The organism is Stappia stellulata (assembly GCF_020176715.1).
Classification (GTDB): domain Bacteria; phylum Pseudomonadota; class Alphaproteobacteria; order Rhizobiales; family Stappiaceae; genus Stappia.
The window spans coordinates 1-17,443 of sequence record NZ_JAIVMF010000023.1; the positions used below are offsets into that span (position 1 = coordinate 1).

General features: G+C 67.9%; 16 protein-coding genes. 11 read left to right on the top strand and 5 right to left on the bottom strand.

Annotated features, from left to right (window positions below; genetic code table 11):
- The 5 genes from LC092_RS19045 to LC092_RS19065 form a co-directional block, all read right to left on the bottom strand.
- Positions 1-311, bottom strand: a 311-nt coding sequence (locus tag LC092_RS19045) for a helix-turn-helix domain-containing protein (protein ID WP_224809146.1), incomplete at its 3' end; no start/stop codon positions are given.
- A 148-nt stretch (positions 312-459) separates the two neighbouring features.
- Positions 460-2,955 carry an ATP-dependent helicase HrpB gene (gene hrpB / locus LC092_RS19050; RefSeq protein WP_224809092.1) on the bottom strand — a complete coding sequence of 832 codons (2,496 nt, stop codon included), beginning with the start codon at positions 2,953-2,955 and terminating at the stop codon, positions 460-462.
- Positions 2,952-3,995 (bottom strand): glucokinase, encoded by a 1,044-nt coding sequence (locus tag LC092_RS19055; RefSeq protein ID WP_224809095.1) that lies wholly within the window; start codon positions 3,993-3,995, stop codon positions 2,952-2,954. Before LC092_RS19055 ends, hrpB begins: the two co-directional genes overlap by 4 nt.
- Complete coding sequence (locus LC092_RS19060; RefSeq protein WP_224809148.1) at positions 3,992-4,420, bottom strand: methylglyoxal synthase; 429 nt, start codon at positions 4,418-4,420, stop codon at positions 3,992-3,994. The genes LC092_RS19055 and LC092_RS19060 overlap by 4 nt, the downstream gene beginning before the upstream one ends.
- 174 nt (positions 4,421-4,594) lie before the next feature.
- Entirely contained in the window at positions 4,595-5,443 is an 849-nt protein-coding gene (locus tag LC092_RS19065) for a DUF1194 domain-containing protein (protein WP_224809097.1), read from the bottom strand.
- A gap of 642 nt (positions 5,444-6,085) precedes the next feature.
- On the opposite strand from LC092_RS19065, the gene LC092_RS19070 reads away from it, so the two are divergent.
- The 11 genes from LC092_RS19070 (at position 6,086) to LC092_RS19120 (ending at position 17,409) form a co-directional block, all read left to right on the top strand.
- Positions 6,086-7,072, top strand: coding sequence for a sugar-binding transcriptional regulator (locus LC092_RS19070; RefSeq protein ID WP_224809099.1), 987 nt, complete (start codon positions 6,086-6,088; stop codon positions 7,070-7,072).
- Positions 7,073-7,109: 37 nt separating this feature from the next.
- Positions 7,110-8,102 carry a BMP family lipoprotein gene (locus tag LC092_RS19075; RefSeq protein ID WP_224809100.1) on the top strand — a complete coding sequence of 331 codons (993 nt, stop codon included), beginning with the start codon at positions 7,110-7,112 and terminating at the stop codon, positions 8,100-8,102.
- A gap of 78 nt (positions 8,103-8,180) precedes the next feature.
- Positions 8,181-9,179, top strand: coding sequence for a BMP family lipoprotein (locus LC092_RS19080; protein ID WP_224809102.1), 999 nt, complete (start codon positions 8,181-8,183; stop codon positions 9,177-9,179).
- A complete protein-coding gene (locus LC092_RS19085) occupies positions 9,176-10,711 on the top strand; it encodes an ABC transporter ATP-binding protein (protein ID WP_224809104.1) in 1,536 nt (511 codons plus the stop codon). Before LC092_RS19080 ends, LC092_RS19085 begins: the two co-directional genes overlap by 4 nt.
- Positions 10,708-11,814 (top strand): ABC transporter permease, encoded by a 1,107-nt coding sequence (locus LC092_RS19090; protein WP_224809106.1) that lies wholly within the window; start codon positions 10,708-10,710, stop codon positions 11,812-11,814. Before LC092_RS19085 ends, LC092_RS19090 begins: the two co-directional genes overlap by 4 nt.
- A 12-nt stretch (positions 11,815-11,826) precedes the next feature.
- Positions 11,827-12,795 carry an ABC transporter permease gene (locus tag LC092_RS19095; protein WP_224809108.1) on the top strand — a complete coding sequence of 323 codons (969 nt, stop codon included), beginning with the start codon at positions 11,827-11,829 and terminating at the stop codon, positions 12,793-12,795.
- Positions 12,792-13,199, top strand: a complete 408-nt coding sequence (gene cdd / locus LC092_RS19100) for a cytidine deaminase (protein WP_224809110.1) — start codon at positions 12,792-12,794, stop codon at positions 13,197-13,199. The genes LC092_RS19095 and cdd overlap by 4 nt, the downstream gene beginning before the upstream one ends.
- Entirely contained in the window at positions 13,196-14,008 is an 813-nt protein-coding gene (locus LC092_RS19105; RefSeq protein ID WP_224809111.1) for a purine-nucleoside phosphorylase, read from the top strand. Before cdd ends, LC092_RS19105 begins: the two co-directional genes overlap by 4 nt.
- A gap of 1 nt (position 14,009) precedes the next feature.
- On the top strand, positions 14,010-14,801 hold the full coding sequence (gene deoC, locus LC092_RS19110) for a deoxyribose-phosphate aldolase (protein ID WP_412103619.1): 792 nt from the start codon (positions 14,010-14,012) through the stop codon (positions 14,799-14,801).
- 5 nt (positions 14,802-14,806) lie between these two features.
- Positions 14,807-16,129, top strand: coding sequence for a thymidine phosphorylase (deoA, locus tag LC092_RS19115; protein WP_224809113.1), 1,323 nt, complete (start codon positions 14,807-14,809; stop codon positions 16,127-16,129).
- Between the two features lie 59 nt (positions 16,130-16,188).
- Complete coding sequence (locus tag LC092_RS19120; protein WP_224809114.1) at positions 16,189-17,409, top strand: phosphopentomutase; 1,221 nt, start codon at positions 16,189-16,191, stop codon at positions 17,407-17,409.
- The last annotated feature ends 34 nt before the right edge of the window (positions 17,410-17,443 follow it).

A 17,443-nucleotide genomic window follows, 5' to 3' on the forward strand; every position in this document is an offset into this window, starting at 1 on the left:
ACGGCAGGCAGCTCACTCTGGCTGCGGGCCAGAACCGCCGCAATCTTGCGTGCCCCCCATGCCGGGTGCTCCTCGCGCACACGCACCACCGCCTCTTCCCAAGCCGCGCTCACCCGCTGCGGGCTCGACTTCGGACGCCGGCTGCGATCATCAAGCCTCTCGCCCGCCGCAAACCGGCGAAGCCACTTGTATCCCGTCTGTGCGCGGATCCCGAACCGCCGGCACAACTCTCGCCGGTTCACACCTTCAAGCCGCGCAAGGCGCACAAACTCTTCTCGCTGTTCCATGATCGACACCTGTGACCAGGGCATGGCCGCCTCCTCAACGGGACTCATGCCAAACGTGTCAACCATCTCCATGAACACATGTCACCTATGTCACCGGTCTGAACACTTGATCGGGGATCCATTCGTTTCCAGAGTGAATTCGGGGTCTCGCAGACCTCGAGCTTGCGTCGCCTCACGTCCCCCGCGGCTTCGCCCGTGCGGTGGCTTGCGCGGAGAGGGGATCGTCTGGCCAGGGGTGTTTTGGATAGCGGCCCTTCATCTCCGATTTCACCGCCGCCCAGGAGCCGCGCCAGAAGCCGGGAAGATCCTTCGTGATCTGGATCGGCCGGTGAGCCGGCGACAGCAGTTCCAGGATCAGCGGCACCCGCCCGTCGGCAATCGCTGGGTGCGTGTCGAGGCCGAAGAGCTCTTGCACGCGGATGGGAAGTGTCGGTCCTTCCTCACGCGAATAGTCGATGGCGACGCGAGATCCGGACGGGGCGTCGAACTGCGCCGGCGTCAGGCGCTCCAGCTCCGCCATGCGGTGCTGCGGCACAAGGCCCGCAAGCGCAGTGCCCAGAAGCCGAGCGTCGATCTCGGATGCCTTGGTGATCCCGGCGAGATAGGGCGCGAGCCAGTCGTCCATCGTCTCCGTCAGCGCGTCGTCTGAAAGATCTTGCCAGTCGTTTGCTCCCGTTTCGCCAAGCATCCGGCGCAACATCGCGACCCGGCCGCGCAAGGCCTTTTGAGCCTTCGACCAGTTGAGCGCGCCGGCACCGCGCGTCTTCAGATGCTCGGCAAGCGCCGTCGCGACGGCCTCCGGGTCCGGCGCCGGCTCGACGTCCTCGGCAAGCACCAGACGCTCGAAACGGCGGATGCGCCGCGCCCGCACGGCACCCGACGCATCGCAGGCAACGCGAGTTTCGCTGACGATCTGCTCCGCAAAGAGCACCTCGATCTCCTCGCGGGAGATCGGCGCGGCCAGCAGGATCCGCCCGCGCGCCGCCGTGCCCTGCACCTCGGCAAGCACGAGGAAGGGTTCGCGGGCGAGCGCGTCGGTTTCCTCCAGCCGGGCCGCGCGTCCATTGGCCATGCGAAAGCCGCCGCGCCCGTCCTGCGCCTGTGCCACCCGGTCGGGAAAGGCGAGCGCCAGCACCGGACCGCAGGCGTCAGGGTCGGTGTCTCCGACGGCAACGCCCGCCGCCTCGCGCCAGCGTGCGGCAAGCGCACGCGCGGATTTCGCGCGCGGATCCTTCGCCCGGCGGAAGGCGGAGAGCCGGCCGCGCAGGTCGCTGTCCCGGCCGCCAAGCCCCTGTTCCGACAACAGCGCGGCGATCTCCGATGCAAGCCCGCCATGGCCCTCGCGTCCCGCCGCGACCAGCATATGCGCCAGACGTGGCGGCAAGGCGAGCTGCATCATCCGCTTGCCCTCCTCCGTCAGGAGCCCGCCGGCATCCAGCGCGCCGAGAGAGGTCAGCAGCATGATCGCCTGGGACCAGGCACCGGAAGGCGGCGGATCGAGAAACCGCAAGGCGGCTGGATCCGCCACGCCCCAGGCGGCGAGGTCGAGGGCAAGGCGCGACAGGTCCGCCTCCAGGATCGCGGGCCGATCGTCGGCGGCAAGGGCGGCGGTCTGCGGTTCGTCCCAAAGCCGGTAGCACAGACCCGGCTCCATGCGCCCGGCGCGGCCCCGGCGCTGGTCGGCGGCGGCACGCGAGACGCGAACGGTTTCCAGCCGCGTCAGCCCGGTCGCCGGCTCGTAGACGGGAACCCGCGACAACCCGCTGTCGATCACGACCCGCACGCCCTCGATGGTGAGCGAGGTCTGGGCGATGGCGGTCGCGAGCACCACCTTGCGCCGGCCGTCGGGCGCGGGGCGGATCGCGGCGGTCTGCTCCGCGCCGGTCAGCGCGCCGAAAAGCGGGGCGAGATCGGTGTCGGGCGGCAGATGCCCGGCAAGAAGATCGGCCGCGCGGCGGATCTCGCCCTGTCCCGGCAGGAAAACCAGGATCGACCCGCGCTCCTCGGCAAGAGCCTTGCGGACGGCCATGGCCGCCTGATCGGCGGGCCCCTTGCGCGGGTCGCGCCCGAGATAGACCGTCTCGACGGGAAAGCTTCGCCCGGCGCAGGCAATCACCGGCGCGCCGTCGAGATGCGCGGCGATCCGCTCCGCGTCGATGGTCGCCGACATGATCAGGAGCCGCAGGTCCTCGCGCAGCGCGGCTTGCGCATCGAGCGCCAGCGCCAGGCCGAGATCGCCATCGAGCGAGCGTTCGTGAAACTCGTCGAAAAGCACGGCGGCGACGCCGGAAAGCTCGGGATCGTCGAGGATCATGCGGGTGAAGACGCCCTCGGTGACGACCTCGATGCGGGTCTTCGCCGAAACCCGGGTTTCCAGCCGCACACGCAGGCCGACGGTTTCGCCGACGCTTTCGCCAATCAGCCAGGCCATGCGCTGGGCCGCCGCGCGCGCCGCGAGCCGGCGCGGTTCGAGCAGGATGATGCGCCCCTGCGGGTCTGTCTCCCCGCGCCAGGGCGCGTCGAGGAGGGCAAGCGGCACGACCGTCGTCTTGCCGGCGCCGGGTTCCGCGACGAGCACGGCACGGGTGTTCGTCTCAAGCGCTGCGGTGAGATCGCCGAGAACCGCGTCGATCGGCAGCGCGGGTCTGGAAATCTCGCTCAAGCTCATTTGGGACGGTCGGCTGCGGCGCGTGTCCACATCCGGCCGTCCAGGTCGACCGCGAACCTGTCGGGCGTGCGGGCGAAATCGGCGAGCCCTTCGAGGGCCGGCGCGTCGTGGCGGACGAGAAACGTCGGGATGGTTGCCATCAGGGCGTCATGCGGGACCTTGGCCTCGAAGGCGGCGCGATATCCGCCATCGACCAGATGGCGCTCGATGCGGGGTGGAATGCCGCCGCCAAGGAACACGCCGCCACGAGCCAGGAAGGTGAGCGCGAAATCGCCGGCGACGCGTCCGAGCGCATGGGCAAAGAGCGCCAGCGTGCGGTTGGCGATCTCGTCGCCGGCATCGGCGGCGCTGGTGACGTCGCCGGGCGCTGAAAAGTCGCGGGTCGCGCCTTCGGCGGCACACACCGCCCGCGCCAGCCGCAGCAGTCCGGAGCCGCTGATGATCTGTTCGGCTCCGATGCGCCCGCCGACGCGCTCGATATGCGGCCAGACGCGATAGTCCTCCGCACTCACCGGGCCGAGTTCCACGTGGCCGCCTTCGCCGGGAACCGGCACCCAGCGGCCGGCGGCATGGATCATCGCCGCGGCGCCGAGGCCCGTGCCGGGGCCAAGCACCACCTGCGGGGCTTGTGCGATCCGCGTTCCCGGTCCGATCTGCTGCAGATGGTCGCCGTCGAGCCCGGGGAGCGCCAGCGCCTGGGCCTCGAAATCGTTGAGAACCAGGACCCGGTCGAGGTCGAGCTCCGCCATCAGCTTGCGCGGCTCGATCACCCAGTCGGCGTTGGTGAGCGGGATGCGCTCCCCTGTCACCGGTCCGGCGACGGCGAGCACCGCCGAGCGCGGGCGCGTCGCGCCCTCCAGCGGCAGCGCGGCCCGCGCCGCCTCGAAAAAGCCGGCGTGATCCGCTGTCGGCACGCGCGCGGCCGCGCCGGTCGGCGCGTCGGCGGCGGCGACAAGCGCAAAACGGGCGTTGGTGCCGCCGATGTCGGCGACCAGGACGGGAAACGGGAAGGCCGCGTGCGGAATCGGGCTTGCGGTCATGACTTTCCGCGCGGGATTTCCGGTGTCTTCGATGTGGTCGACAGTCCGGCAAGCCGCGCCGAGCGCAGAAGGATTTCCGCCGTCGCCGGATTGAGCGCCATGGGAATATTGTAGACCACCGCAAGCCGCATCAGCGCCTTGACGTCGACGTCATGCGGCATTGGCGACAGCGGATCGACGAAGAAGATCAGTCCGTTGAGCCGGCCTTCCGCGATCATCGCGCCGATCTGCTGGTCGCCGCCGAGCGGGCCGCTTTTCAGCCGCAGGATCTCCAGAGCCGGACAGGCATCGGCGATGCGCCCGCCGGTGGTGCCTGTGGCAACCAGCGTGTAGGCGGCGAGCTTGTCGAGATGCGCGCTCGCGAAGGCGACCATGTCGTCCTTCTTGGCATCATGCGCGATCAGCGCGAGCGCGGGACGCGGCAGGTCTGAACGGGGCAGGATGTCGGGAAGCGATCCGGTCACGGCTGGGTCCTGTGTTCACGCGGAGGGCGCGGCAAACGCCGACGTTCCGTTTACCCGTTTCCGCCGTCCGTTGGAACCCGTCTGGCCGTGCGGAGACGCTCCGAAAGGGGATCGCCCCCGCTGGCCGGGGCGCCGTCAATCGTACAGCCCGCAGTTGACCGGCTTGCGTGCGCTGGCCTGCATCACCAGCGGTTTTTCGGGCACCAGCCCGGCGATCTCGAGCACGAGCTTCATGCGGATGGCATCGGCGAATTGTGCCTTGGAGTGCACCGGCACGAAGAAATGCCCCGGCCCGCCGATCACGCAGTCCTCATAGTAGCGATCGATGTTCAGCATCGCCTGCCACGCCGTCTCGTTGCTTTTCAGCATCAGGGGCAGGCCGTTGATGGTGATGCCGGCGGCGACTGCGCGGTCGCGGTAGAGCGTGACGGCGCCGCCCTGGTTGTTGGGGCCGTCGCCGGAAATGTCGATGACCTTGCGCAGCCCCTGAAAGCGGTTGCCCTCGACCATCGCCACGGCGTGTTCCAGCGCGGAGGCGATTGAGGTGCGCCGGCGCTGGTTCAGCGGCGCCTCGGCGACCTTGGCGGCAAAGGCGGCAGCGGTGGCGGCATCGCTGATCACCGACCAGTCGGCGACGATGAACTGCTCGCCGGCGCCGCCCCATTCCATGTAGGAAACGGCGATGCGCCCGGTCGGGCCGTAGCGGATGGCGTCGAGCACCTCGCGCGAGGTGAGGGCCGCGACATAGCCGGCGCGCTGGATTTCCTGTTCCTCGGTGTCCATCGACTGCGAGATGTCGACGGCGAGCACCAGCTCGACATCGACCTCGGCGCCCGGATCGTAGCCATATCCAAGGGTCTGTGCATCGGCGTTGCGCAATGTGACGGCAAGGCCGAGTGAGGCTGCCAACAGCGCGACCAGCGCGCCGCGGAGGAGGACAAGGGCGGCGTCCCTTGCCGGAGAGGGGTGAACTGAAACGCGCATGGTCGAATTCTCCTTCAACCGATGTGACAAGCTCCCGCCTGTTCTGACGCCGTCTCCCTAAAAGCCCCTCCCGGGCTGTCTTCTCCTGCCGTGGTCGCGCCGCTCCCGGCAAAGGCGCGGGAGCGATGGGGTGCGCGGTGGCGACAATCGGACACCTGAAGGTTTGCAACGCAAGTGTCGTGCCATTGGCTGGCCGGAACGCCCTCGACCCGCCCGTTCGTTTCCCGTGCGGATGACGGATGGCGGCGGAAACTGCCGCAACGTCAATGGAAAAGCCTGAGCGAGAGGGCACGGGCAAAACCGCCGTGCGAGAGTGGCGCGCGCGCAGCTTGGCGCGACCGGGCCGGGCGATCCGTGGCGTCCGCTCTTGCAAAAGGCGAAACGCTCGGCAGGAATTGCCGCCCGTCGGGTATTTCATGCCTGCCGACCGGGCGCGCGCCGCTTGCTCCGCGGTGCGCTTTGCCGCCCGCAATTGCACAGATAACGCGCTTGACCTTGCAGAAACCGTCATGCAGTCTGTTTGAAAGAAATCGCAAGTGCTGAATATTTTTTCGGCTAGCGGGCACTCCGGATCGGCGCCAGAAAACGAGCGTCCGGGACACAATGTCAGTTCGGGGCAGGCGGCGAGGGAGGGGTGTGGCCATGCAACAGGGCGACTGGACCACGGATATGGCCATTCGCGCGGCATGGATGTCGTTTGTCGGTGGCGCCACCCAGGGCGAGATCGCGACCCGCCTCGGTATTTCCAACGCCAAGGTTCACAGACTGATCGCCCATGCGCAGCGCACGGGGCTGGTGCGGTTCCAGATCGCCGGCCGGCCGGCGGACTGTCTGGAGATCGAGGCGGCGCTGATCACCGAATGGGGACTGTCGTCCTGCCTGATCGCGCCGGACATCGGCGCCGGCGGCGATCATTCCGAAGACAGCGACATCCGCGCGATCGCCGCGCTGGCCGGCCCGCATCTTGCCAATCTCCTGTCCGGATCCGGCATCTCGCAGCTTGGCGTCGGCATGGGCCGCACGCTGAAGGCGACGGTGGAGCGGATGCCGCGCGTGCAGCGGCCCGATCTCAGGATCGTTTCGATCTCCGGATCGCTCACCCGCAAGCTGTCCGCAAACCCCTTCGACGTCGTGCAGCAACTGGCCGAACGCACCGGCGGAGAGGGCTTCTATCTGCCCGTTCCCTATCTGGCGGAAAGTGCCACCGAGCGGGACATGTTCCTCGGCCAGCGCAGCGTGCAGGCGCTGTTGGAGCGCGCGCGCGCCTCCGATCTTTTCGTCATCGGCATCGGCTCGGTGGAGGACGACGGCCATCTCATTCGCCGCGACCTGATTTCGCGCGACGAGCAGCGCGACCTGATCGCCTCGGGCGCGGTCTGCGACCTCATGGGGCGGTTTATCGGGCGCGACGGCACACTCGTCGGCGCGAAACTGGGAGAAAAGGCGGTTGGCCTGCCGTTCGAGGCGGTGCGCGGGTCGCGCGTCGTCGCGCTGTCGGGCGGCCTTGGCAAGCTTGAAGCGACGCGCGCGGCACTGCGCGCGGGGCTGATCACGGACCTGATTGTCGACGAAAGCCTGGGGCGCGCCCTGGTGTCGGCAAAGGGCGCACAACAGGCCCGCTCGGCATGACGCCGGCTGCGGGGAACAGGTGGAGGTTTTGCAGGTGATGAAACGCTACATTCTCGGCGTCGCGGCGGCGGCGCTTCTGTCCGGCACGGCGATGGCGGAAGAGTTCGCGCCGGCCCTCGTCTATGACATGGGCGGCAAGTTCGACAAGTCCTTCAACGAGGCCGCCTATACGGGCGCGGAGCGCTTCAAGACGGAAACCGGCATCGAGTATCGCGACTTCGAGATCCAGAACGACAGCCAGCGCGAGCAGGCGCTGCGCAATTTCGCCCGTCGCGGCGCCAATCCGGTGGTCGCCATCGGCTTTTCCCACGCAAATGCGCTGGAAAAGGTCGCCAAGGAGTTCCCGGACACGAAGTTCGCCATCGTCGACATGGTCGTCGAACTGCCGAACGTGCGCTCCATCCTGTTCAAGGAACAGGAAGGCTCCTACATCGTCGGCAAGCTCGCCGCGATGGCGTCGGAAACCGGCAAGGTCGGCTTTGTCGGCGGCATGGACATTCCGCTGATCCAGAAGTTCGCCTGCGGCTACAAGCAGGGCGTCATCGAGACCAATGCGGATGCGGAGGTCTTCCAGAACATGACCGGCACGACGGGTGCCGCCTGGAACGATCCGGTCAAGGGCGGCGAGCTGGCCCAGTCGCAGATGGATCGCGGCGCCGACGTGATCTACCACGCGGCCGGCGGCACCGGTCTCGGCGTGCTGCAGGCCGTGGCGGATGCCGGCAAGCTCGGCATCGGCGTCGACAGCAACCAGAACGCCCTGCATCCGGGCCAGGTGCTCACCTCCATGCTGAAGCGCGTCGACGTGGCGGTCGAGACGGCCTTCAAGGACGCGCGCGACGGCAACTGGACCTCCGGTTTCTACACGCTCGGGCTTGAGGAAGGCGGTGTCGACTGGGCGCTCGACGAGCACAACGAGGCGCTGATCACCGACGAGATGAAGGAAGCGGTCGCCCAGGCGCGCGCCGACATCATCTCCGGCAAGATCGAGGTGCATGACTACATGGCCACCAAGAGCTGCCCGTTCTGATCGAAGAAACGTGACGAAAACGGCCGTCCCGGTTTTCGGGGCGGCCGCAACGCGCAGGCAAGCCGGGGCGGACCGACGATGACCCTTTTGACTTGGAAAAGCTGCATTGGCGGTGCGGCGATGCTTCTCGCCGCGAGCGGTGGTGGTCTTGCCGAGCCGGCGCTTGTCTATTCCGTCGGCGGCAAGTTCGACGGCTCCTTCAACGAGGCGGCCTACCGCGGCGCGGAGCGCTATGCATCGGAGACCGGCGACAGCTACCGCGACTTCGAGATCGCCCGCGACGCGGAGAGCCTGCAGGCCCTGCGCAATTTCGCAAGGCGCGGCGCCGATCCGATCGTCGCCATCGGCTTCAACCAGGCCTCCGCCGTGTCGGGTGCCGCCGCCGATTTCCCGAATGCCAATTTCGCCATCGTCGACATGGTCGTGGATGCGCCCAATGTGCGCTCCGTCGTCTTTCGCGAGCATGAGGGCGCCTATATCGCCGGCCTGCTGGCGGCGATGGCGTCGAAGACCGGCACCATCGGCTTCGTCGGCGGCATGGATATTCCGATCATCCGCCGGTTTCTCTGCGGCTACCGCGAGGGCGCGGCGTCCGTCTCCGCCGATGTGCGGGTGATCTTCAACATGGCCGGCGACACGCCGGCGGCCTTCGCCGATCCCGCGCGCGGGGCGGAACTGGCGCGCAGCCAGATCGCGCGCGGCGCCGACGTGATCATCCAGGCGGCCGGCGGCACCGGCATCGGCGTGCTGCAGGAGGTGGCGGATGCCGGCAAGCTCGGCATCGGCACCGACAGCAACCAGAACGGCCTGCACCCGGGCCGGGTGCTGACCTCGATCCGCAAGCGCATCGACACCGCCGTCTTCAACAACTTCATGGATGTGCGTGACGGCCGTTGGACGCCGGGTGTGCAGGAACTGGGTCTGAAGGACGGCGGCATGGACTGGGTGCTGGACGCCGACAATCGCGCGCTGGTCACCCCCGCGATGGAGGCGGCGGCGCGCGACGCGCAGGCCGGCATCGCGGACGGGCGCATTTCGGTGCATGACACCATGCGCGACGGGGAGTGTCCGCTGTGAGCGAGCAACTTGCCATCGAGCTGGAGGGCATCGACAAGCGGTTCGGTGCGGTTCAGGCCAACAAGGACATCAACCTCAAGGTCAAGAAGGGGTCGATCCACGGCATCGTCGGGGAAAACGGCGCCGGCAAGTCGACACTGATGTCGATCCTCTACGGGTTCTATCATGCCGACGGCGGCGAGATCCGCGTCGACGGCAAGACGGTGACGATCGCCTCCAGCCAGGCGGCGATCGCGCTCGGCATCGGCATGGTGCATCAGCATTTCATGCTGGTGGACAATTTCACCGTGCTGGAAAACGTCATTCTCGGGGCGGAGGGCGGCGCACGGCTGTCCGAGGGCATCGGCCGCGCGCGGGCCGAGTTGAAGCGGCTGGAAGCGGACTACGACCTCAAGGTCGACCCGGACGCCATCACCGGCGATCTGCCGGTCGGGCTGCAGCAGCGGGTGGAAATTCTCAAGGCGCTGTTTCGCGGCGCCGACATTCTCATTCTCGACGAGCCGACCGGCGTGCTGACCCCGCCGGAGGCCGATCATCTCTTCCGCATCCTCCGGGTGCTGCGCGACGAGGGCAAGACCGTCCTTTTGATCACCCACAAGCTGCGCGAGATCATGGCCGTGACCGACGAGGTCTCGGTCATGCGGCGCGGCGAGATGGTCGCAACCCGCGAGACGTCGAAGACCTCCATGGGCGAACTGGCCGAACTGATGGTCGGGCGGCGGGTCCTGCTGGACGTGGAAAAGACCCCGGCGCAACCGGGCGCCCCGCTCCTGAGCGTCGAGGGGCTGAACGTGCGCGACGCGCGCGGCGTCGATGTGGTCAAGGACGTCTCGTTTGAGGTGCGCGCCGGCGAGATCGTCGGCATCGCCGGCGTCTCCGGCAACGGCCAGTCGGAACTGCTGGAGGCGATTGCCGGCATCCGCCCGGCGCGGTCCGGTATCGTCACCATCGACGGCACCCGCATCGACCTTGCCGCCGCGCGGCGCGATCCGGCGGAAATCCGCTCCTATGGTCTCGCCCATGTGCCGGAGGACCGGCACCGGATGGGGCTGGTGACGCGCTTCCACGAATACGAAAACGCCATCCTCGGCTATCATCGCGATCCCGCCTGCGGTCGCGGCGCCTTCCTCGATCTCGACGCCATCCGCGCCACCGCGCGCGCGGGCATCGAGAAATACGACATCCGCCCGCCCGACTGTTCGCTGAAGACGGCCAATTTCTCCGGCGGCAATCAGCAGAAGATCGTGCTGGCGCGCGAGATCGAGCGCGATCCGGCCGTGCTTCTGGTCGGCCAGCCGACGCGCGGCGTCGACATCGGCGCCATCGAGTTCATCCACAAGCGGCTCGTCGCGCTGCGCGACGCCGGCAAGGCGGTGCTGCTCGTCTCCGTCGAACTCGACGAGGTGCGCGCGCTCGCCGACCGGGTGCTCGTCATGTTCGACGGCCGGGTGGTGGGCGAACGCGCGCCGGAGACGGCGGAAAGCGAACTGGGACTTCTCATGGCGGGTGCGACGCAGGAGGCGGCGGAATGACGGCGGGTCAGATGCCGCGCTGGGCGGATTACATTCTCATGCCGGCGATCAACGTGGCGGCGGCCTTCTTCGTCTCCGGCCTCGTGGTGCTGGCGATCGGCGAGAACCCGATCGATGCGGTGCGCATTCTGGTGTGGGGCGCCTTCGGCTGGAACGAGGGCATCGGCTTCACGCTGTTCTACGCCACCAATTTCATCTTCACCGGTCTTGCCGTGGCGGTCGCATTTCATGCGAGCCTGTTCAACATCGGCGGCGAGGGACAGGCCTATATCGGCGGGCTCGGCGTCGCCTTCGCCTGTCTGGCGCTCGACCGCTTCGTGCCCTGGTGGGTGACCTTGCCCTTTGCCGTTGCGGGGGCCGCCGCCTTCGGCGCGGCCTGGGCCTATATTCCGGCCGTGCTTCAGGCCAAGCGCGGCAGCCATGTCGTCATCACCACCATCATGTTCAACTTCATCGCCGCCTCGCTGATGGTCTATCTGCTCGTCAACGTGATGGCGAAGGAAGGCTCGATGCAGCCGGAAACCCGCACCTTCGAGGAGGGCGGACGGCTTCCCCTGCTGGATACAATCCTGCCCGGCGTCGATTTCGGCTCCGCGCCGGCCAATCTCTCCTTCGTGCTGGCGCTTCTCGCCTGCGTCTTCACCTGGGTGCTGATCTGGCGCACCAAGCTCGGCTACGAGATCCGCACCTTCGGCGCCAACCAGACGGCGGCGATCTACGCCGGCATCTCGCCCGTGCGCATCACCGTCATCACCATGCTGATTTCCGGAGCCATGGCCGGCATGATGGCGGTCAACGAGATCATGGGGTCGCAGCACCGGCTGCTGATCGAGTTCGTTTCCGGCTACGGTTTCGTCGGCATTGCCGTGGCGCTGATGGGGCGCTCGCATCCGCTCGGCATTCTCTTTGCCGCGCTGCTGTTCGGCATGCTCTACCAGGGCGGCGCCGAGCTTGCCTTCGAGATGCCGGCGATCACCCGCGACATGATCGTGGTGATCCAGGCGCTGGTGATCCTCTTCGCCGGCGCGCTGGAGCATATGTTCCGCCCCGCCCTCATCAAGCTGTTCGGTGTGCTCTCCGCGCCGGCCACGCGACCGGCCTGAGGAGCACCGCCAATGTTCGACACGCTGATCCTCATTCTCGACAGCACGGTGCGGCTCTCCACGCCGTTGTTGCTGGCCGCCCTTGCCGGACTTTACTCGGAGCGCTCCGGCGTCTTCGACATCGGCCTTGAGGGCAAGATGCTGGGCGCGGCCTTTGCCGCCGGCGCCGCCGCCGCCGTCACCGGTTCCGCCTGGATCGGTCTGGGGGCCGGCATTCTGGTGTCCATCGCGCTTGCGCTTGTGCACGGGTTTGCCTGCATCACCCACCGTGGCAACCAGATCGTCTCCGGCGTGGCGATCAACTTCCTCGCCATCGGCCTGACGGCGTTGCTCGGCCAGGACTGGTTCCGCCAGGGCGGGCGCACGCCGCCGGTCACCGGCGATGCGCGCTTCGAGACCCTGGTCTTGCCCTTCGCCGATGCCTTGCGCGAGGTTCCGGTGATCGGCGGGATCTATTCCGAGCTTCTGTCCGGCCACAACGTCCTGGTCTACATCGCGTTTCTCGCCGTGCCCTTCACTTGGTGGGTGCTGTTTCGCACCCGTTTCGGCCTGCGCCTGCGCGCCGTCGGCGAAAACCCGGCCGCCGTCGACACCGCCGGCATCTCCGTCACCTGGCTGCGCTACCGCGCGGTGATCTGCACCGGCATCCTGTGCGGCATCGCCGGGGCCTATCTGTCGGTGGCGCAATCGGCGGGCTTCATCAAGGACATGACCGCGGGCAAGGGCTTCATTGCGCTCGCCGCGCTGATCTTCGCCAAGTGGAAGCCGGTGCCGGTGATGTTCGCCTGTCTGCTCTTCGGTTTCCTCGATGCGGTGGCGATCCGCCTGCAGGGACAGCAGGTGCCCGGCATCGGCGAAGTGCCGGTGCAGGCGATCCAGGCGCTCCCCTATATCCTGACCGTGGTGCTGCTGGCCGGCTTCATCGGCCGGGCCGTCCCGCCCAAGGCCGGCGGCACGGCCTATGTCAAGGAACGCTCATGAGCCGTTTCGACGACCTCTTCGCCGCCGCGCGTGCGGCGCGCGACAATGCCTATGCCGGATATTCCGGCTTTGCCGTCGGCGCGGCGGTTCTGACCGACGACGGACGGATCTTCGCCGGCAGCAATGTCGAAAACGCCAGCTTCCCGGAAGGCTGGTGCGCGGAGACGACGGCGCTGGGCGCCATGGTTGCCGCCGGCGGCCGCCGGGTGGTGGAGGTGGTGGTGACGGCCGATGCCGCCCTTTGCACGCCCTGCGGCGGCTGCCGCCAGCGGCTCGCCGAGTTCGCAGGCGATGACACGCCGGTGCATATCTGCAATGCCACTGCCTTGCGCCGGACCTTCCGTCTCGACGAGTTGCTGCCGGCGAAATTCGAACTGCATGAACGAAAGGACACCGCGTCATGAGCGGCTATGGACGCGAATGCGCCGAACAGGTCCGCGCCGCGCGCCCGGGCACCTACCGTCTCGGCATGGTGCTGGGCTCCGGTCTCGGCGCGCTCGCCGACGAGATCGAGGACGCCGTGCGCCTTCCTTACGCGCGGCTTTCGGGCTTTCCGGTGTCCTCCGTCTCCTCGCATGGCAGCGAGATCGTGGCCGGAACGCTCTCCGGCGTTCCCGTCGTCGTCCTGTCGGGGCGCGCGCATTACTACGAGAGCGGCAAGGCGGACGTGATGCGCACGCCGCTGGAGACGCTAAGGGAGCTTGGCTGCGACACGCTGCTCCTGACCAACGCGGCCGGAAGCCTGCGCGAGGACCTCGCGCCCGGAACGCCGATGCTGATTTCCGACCACATCAACTGGTCCGGTCTCAATCCCCTGATCGGCGAGGAAAGCGAGGCGCGCTTTCTCGACATGAGCGCGGCCTATGACCCTGAGCTGCGCGCCCGGCTTGCGGCCCTTGCGAAAGACGCCGGCATCACGGTGGGCGAGGGCGTCTACATGTGGTTTTCCGGCCCCTCCTTCGAGACGCCGGCGGAAATCCGCATGGCGCGGGGACTGGGCGCGGATGCGGTCGGCATGTCGACGGTGCCGGAGGTGATTCTGGCCCGCTTCATGGGCTTTCGGGTCGCGGCGATTTCGACGATCACCAACTATGGCGCCGGCCTGCAGGCGCATGCGTTGTCCCATGCCGAGACCAAGGCGACCGCATTGACCGCGGTCGATGCTCTGAAGACGCTGATCCGGCGTTTCGTGAAGGATCTTGCCGATGACTGAGATGACTGCCGCAGAAACAGCCGCTGCGACCGCCGCACGCGCCCTGCCGCTGGTCGACCTGACCAATCTGGACGATGGTTGCCAGGCGACTGACATCGATGCGCTGTGCAAGCGTGCCGTCACGCCGCACGGGCCGGTCGCCGCCGTCTGCATCTGGCCGCGCTTCGTCGGCCAGGCGGCGGCAGCGCTTGCCGGTACCGGCGTCCGGGTGGCGACGGTGGTGAATTTTCCGCAAGGCGGCGACGAGACGCTGAAGGTCGTTGCCGAAACGCGGCAGGCGGTCGCCGACGGCGCCGACGAGATCGACCTGGTCATGGCCTATCGCGCCTTCGTCGCCGGACGCCGCGGCTTTGCCGAGGAGCAGATCCGCCGGGTGCGCGCGGCCTGCCCGGAGGCGACGCTGAAGGTCATTCTGGAAACCGGCGAGATCGGCGATCCGCTGCTGATCCACGCGGCCTCCAATGTCGCGATCGGCGCCGGCGCCGATTTCATCAAGACCTCCACCGGCAAGGTTGCGGTCAACGCGACGCTGGAGGCGGCCGAAATCATGCTGACCCTGATCGAGGAAGTGCGCCGCGACAGTCTGATGGAGATCGGCTTCAAGCCGGCCGGCGGCATTCGCACCGTCGAGGACGCAAGCGCCTATCTTGCGCTCGCCGACCGGATTCTCGGGCCGAACTGGGTGTCGGCGGCAAGCTTCCGTTTCGGCGCGAGCGGACTGCTCGATGCGCTGCTGGCAGCCCTTGGCGATCCGCCAGACGACGGGCCGATCCCCCTCAAGGCAGGATATTGACCGCGATGCTCGCACAGGAACTCATCCGCAAGAAACGCGACGGCGGCACGCTGGATGCCGAGGAGATCGGTTTTTTCGTCAAGGGGCTGGTCGACGGATCGGTCACCGACGCGCAGGTCTCCGCGCTGGCGATGGCGATCATCTTCCGCAAGCTTTCCGCCGACGAACGCGTGGCGCTGACGCTCGCCATGCGTGACAGCGGCACCGTGCTCGACTGGTCCGACCTCGACCGGCCGGTGGTCGACAAGCATTCCACCGGTGGCGTCGGCGACAATGTGTCCCTGATGCTGGCGCCGGCGCTGGCCGCCTGCGGCGCGGCCGTGCCGATGATTTCCGGGCGCGGGCTTGGCCACACCGGCGGCACGCTCGACAAGTTCGACAGCATTCCGGGCTATGTGACGCAGCCCGACAATGCGCTGTTTCGCAAGGTGGTGGCCGACGTCGGCTGCGCGATCATCGGGCAGACCGCCGATCTCGCCCCGGCGGACAAGCGCTTCTACGGGATCCGCGATGTTACCGGGACTGTGGAGAGCGTCGACCTGATCACCGCGTCGATCCTGTCGAAGAAGCTCGCCGCCGGGCTTCAGGGGTTGGTGCTCGACGTCAAATGGGGCAGCGGCGCCTTCATGGCGACGCTGGAGGAGGCGATGGCACTCGCCGAAAGCCTCGTCGCCGTCGCCAATGGCGCGGGCTGCCGCACCACCGCACTCCTGACCGACATGAACGAGCCGCTGGCCTCTGCCGCCGGCAACGCGCTGGAAGTGCGCAATGCGGCCGATTTCCTGACCGGTCGTGCCATCGACAACCGCCTCTATGACGTCACCGTGGAGCTTGGCGGCGAGGCGCTGGTGACTGCGGGCCTCGCGCCCGACCGGGCGGCGGGCGCCGATGCGATGCGCAAGGTCTTTGGCAGCGGCGCTGCGGCCGAGCATTTCGCCCGCATGGTCACGGCACTTGGCGGTCCGGCGGATTTTTTGGAAAAATACGAGGCCTATCTGCCCTCCGCTCCGGTGGAGCGGGCGATCTATCCGGCGGAGGCCGGGACGGTTCTCTGCGTCGATGCGCGCGCCATCGGCGTTGCCGTGGTGGAGCTTGGCGGCGGGCGTCGGCGTCCCGAGGATACGATCGACCCGGCCGTCGGGCTGGAGCATCTGGCGGGCGTCGGACATTCCGTCGACAGCGACGCGCCGCTCGCCATCGTCCATGCCGCCGACGAGGCGGCTGCGGCGCGTGCGACGGAGATCGTGCAGAAAGCCTATCGCGTCGGTGCGCCGTCCCAGGTGGAGGACAGGCCGGTGATTGCCGGGCGGGTCGGTCCGTCGGGTTGATCGTTCGAACAACGAAAGACGGGACAAACCCGTCAGACTGCTGACAAAGAGGAAACCCCATGGCCCGCGCAATCCTGTGCGTATTGGACAGTTTCGGCATCGGCGGGGCTCCGGATGCGGCAAGCTTCGGCGACGAGGGCGCGAATACGCTCGGCCATATCGCCGCTGCCTGCGCCACCGGCGCGGCGGATCGCGACGGCCTGCGCAAGGGTCCGCTCGCGCTTCCCAACATGACGCGGCTGGGTCTGGCCCGTGCGGCACTTCTGGCGAGCGGCACCGCACCCGCCGGCCTCGATGTGGGTGTGGAGCCCGAGGGTGTCTGGGGCGCGGCGAGCGAGACCTCGCACGGCAAGGACACGCCCTCCGGCCACTGGGAAATCGCCGGCGTGCCGGTCACCTTCGACTGGGGCTATTTCCCTGACACCGAACCGGCCTTTCCGGCCGAACTGACCCGCGCGATTGTCGACAAGGGCGGCCTGCCCGGGATCCTTGGCGACAAACATGCCTCCGGAACGGTGATCATCGCCGAACTCGGCGAGGACCACATCGCGACCGGCAAGCCGATCTGCTACACGAGCGGCGATTCCGTCTTCCAGATCGCGGCGCATGAGACCCATTTCGGGCTGGAGCGTCTCTATGCGCTCTGCGAGACCGTGCGCGACCTGGTCGATCCCTACAACATCGGCCGGGTGATCGCGCGGCCCTTCGTCGGCGAGACGGCCGAGACCTTCGAGCGCACGGCGAACCGGCGGGATTACTCTGTCCTGCCGCCCGAACCGACGCTGCTCGACCGGGTGGTGGAGGCCGGTCGCCGGACGCATACGGTCGGCAAGATCGCGGATATCTTCGCGCATCAGGGGATCTCCACGGTGCGCAAGGCCGCCGGCAACATGGCGCTTTTCGACAAGACGCTGGAGGCGATGGAGGAGGCCGGCGACGGCGATCTCGTCTTCGTCAATTTCATCGATTTCGACAGCCTGTTCGGCCACCGCCGCGATGTCGCCGGCTATGCCGCAGCCCTTGAGGCGCTGGACGCCCGCCTGCCGGAACTGCTGGCGCGGCTGAAGCCCGGCGACCTGCTGCTTCTCACCGCCGATCACGGCTGCGACCCGACCTGGCGCGGCACGGATCACACCCGCGAGCGCATTCCGGTGATCGGCACGGGGCCCGGCATCCCGGCAACCGCCATCGGCGTGCGCGCGACCTTCGCCGACATCGGCGAGACGCTGGCCGCGCATCTGGGTCTGGCGCCGGGCCGGCACGGACAGGGGTTCCTGTAAACGACGACGCGTCTCCCAGACATGACAAGGACGG

Excerpts from the sequence above, each read along its gene's own strand:
- LC092_RS19070 (WP_224809099.1), top strand. The coding sequence starts at position 6,086 with ATGCAACAGGGCGACTGGACCACGGATATGGCCATTCGCGCGGCATGG.
- LC092_RS19105 (WP_224809111.1), top strand. The coding sequence starts at position 13,196 with ATGAGCGGCTATGGACGCGAATGCGCCGAACAGGTCCGCGCCGCGCGC.
- cdd (WP_224809110.1), top strand. The coding sequence starts at position 12,792 with ATGAGCCGTTTCGACGACCTCTTCGCCGCCGCGCGTGCGGCGCGCGAC.
- LC092_RS19055 (WP_224809095.1), bottom strand. The coding sequence starts at position 3,995 with ATGACCGCAAGCCCGATTCCGCACGCGGCCTTCCCGTTTCCCGTCCTG.
- deoC (WP_412103619.1), top strand. The coding sequence starts at position 14,010 with ATGACTGCCGCAGAAACAGCCGCTGCGACCGCCGCACGCGCCCTGCCG.
- deoA (WP_224809113.1), top strand. The coding sequence starts at position 14,807 with ATGCTCGCACAGGAACTCATCCGCAAGAAACGCGACGGCGGCACGCTG.
- LC092_RS19080 (WP_224809102.1), top strand. The coding sequence starts at position 8,181 with ATGACCCTTTTGACTTGGAAAAGCTGCATTGGCGGTGCGGCGATGCTT.
- LC092_RS19095 (WP_224809108.1), top strand. The coding sequence starts at position 11,827 with ATGTTCGACACGCTGATCCTCATTCTCGACAGCACGGTGCGGCTCTCC.
- hrpB (WP_224809092.1), bottom strand. The coding sequence starts at position 2,955 with ATGAGCTTGAGCGAGATTTCCAGACCCGCGCTGCCGATCGACGCGGTT.
- LC092_RS19090 (WP_224809106.1), top strand. The coding sequence starts at position 10,708 with ATGACGGCGGGTCAGATGCCGCGCTGGGCGGATTACATTCTCATGCCG.
- LC092_RS19120 (WP_224809114.1), top strand. The coding sequence starts at position 16,189 with ATGGCCCGCGCAATCCTGTGCGTATTGGACAGTTTCGGCATCGGCGGG.
- LC092_RS19075 (WP_224809100.1), top strand. The coding sequence starts at position 7,110 with ATGAAACGCTACATTCTCGGCGTCGCGGCGGCGGCGCTTCTGTCCGGC.
- LC092_RS19065 (WP_224809097.1), bottom strand. The coding sequence starts at position 5,443 with ATGCGCGTTTCAGTTCACCCCTCTCCGGCAAGGGACGCCGCCCTTGTC.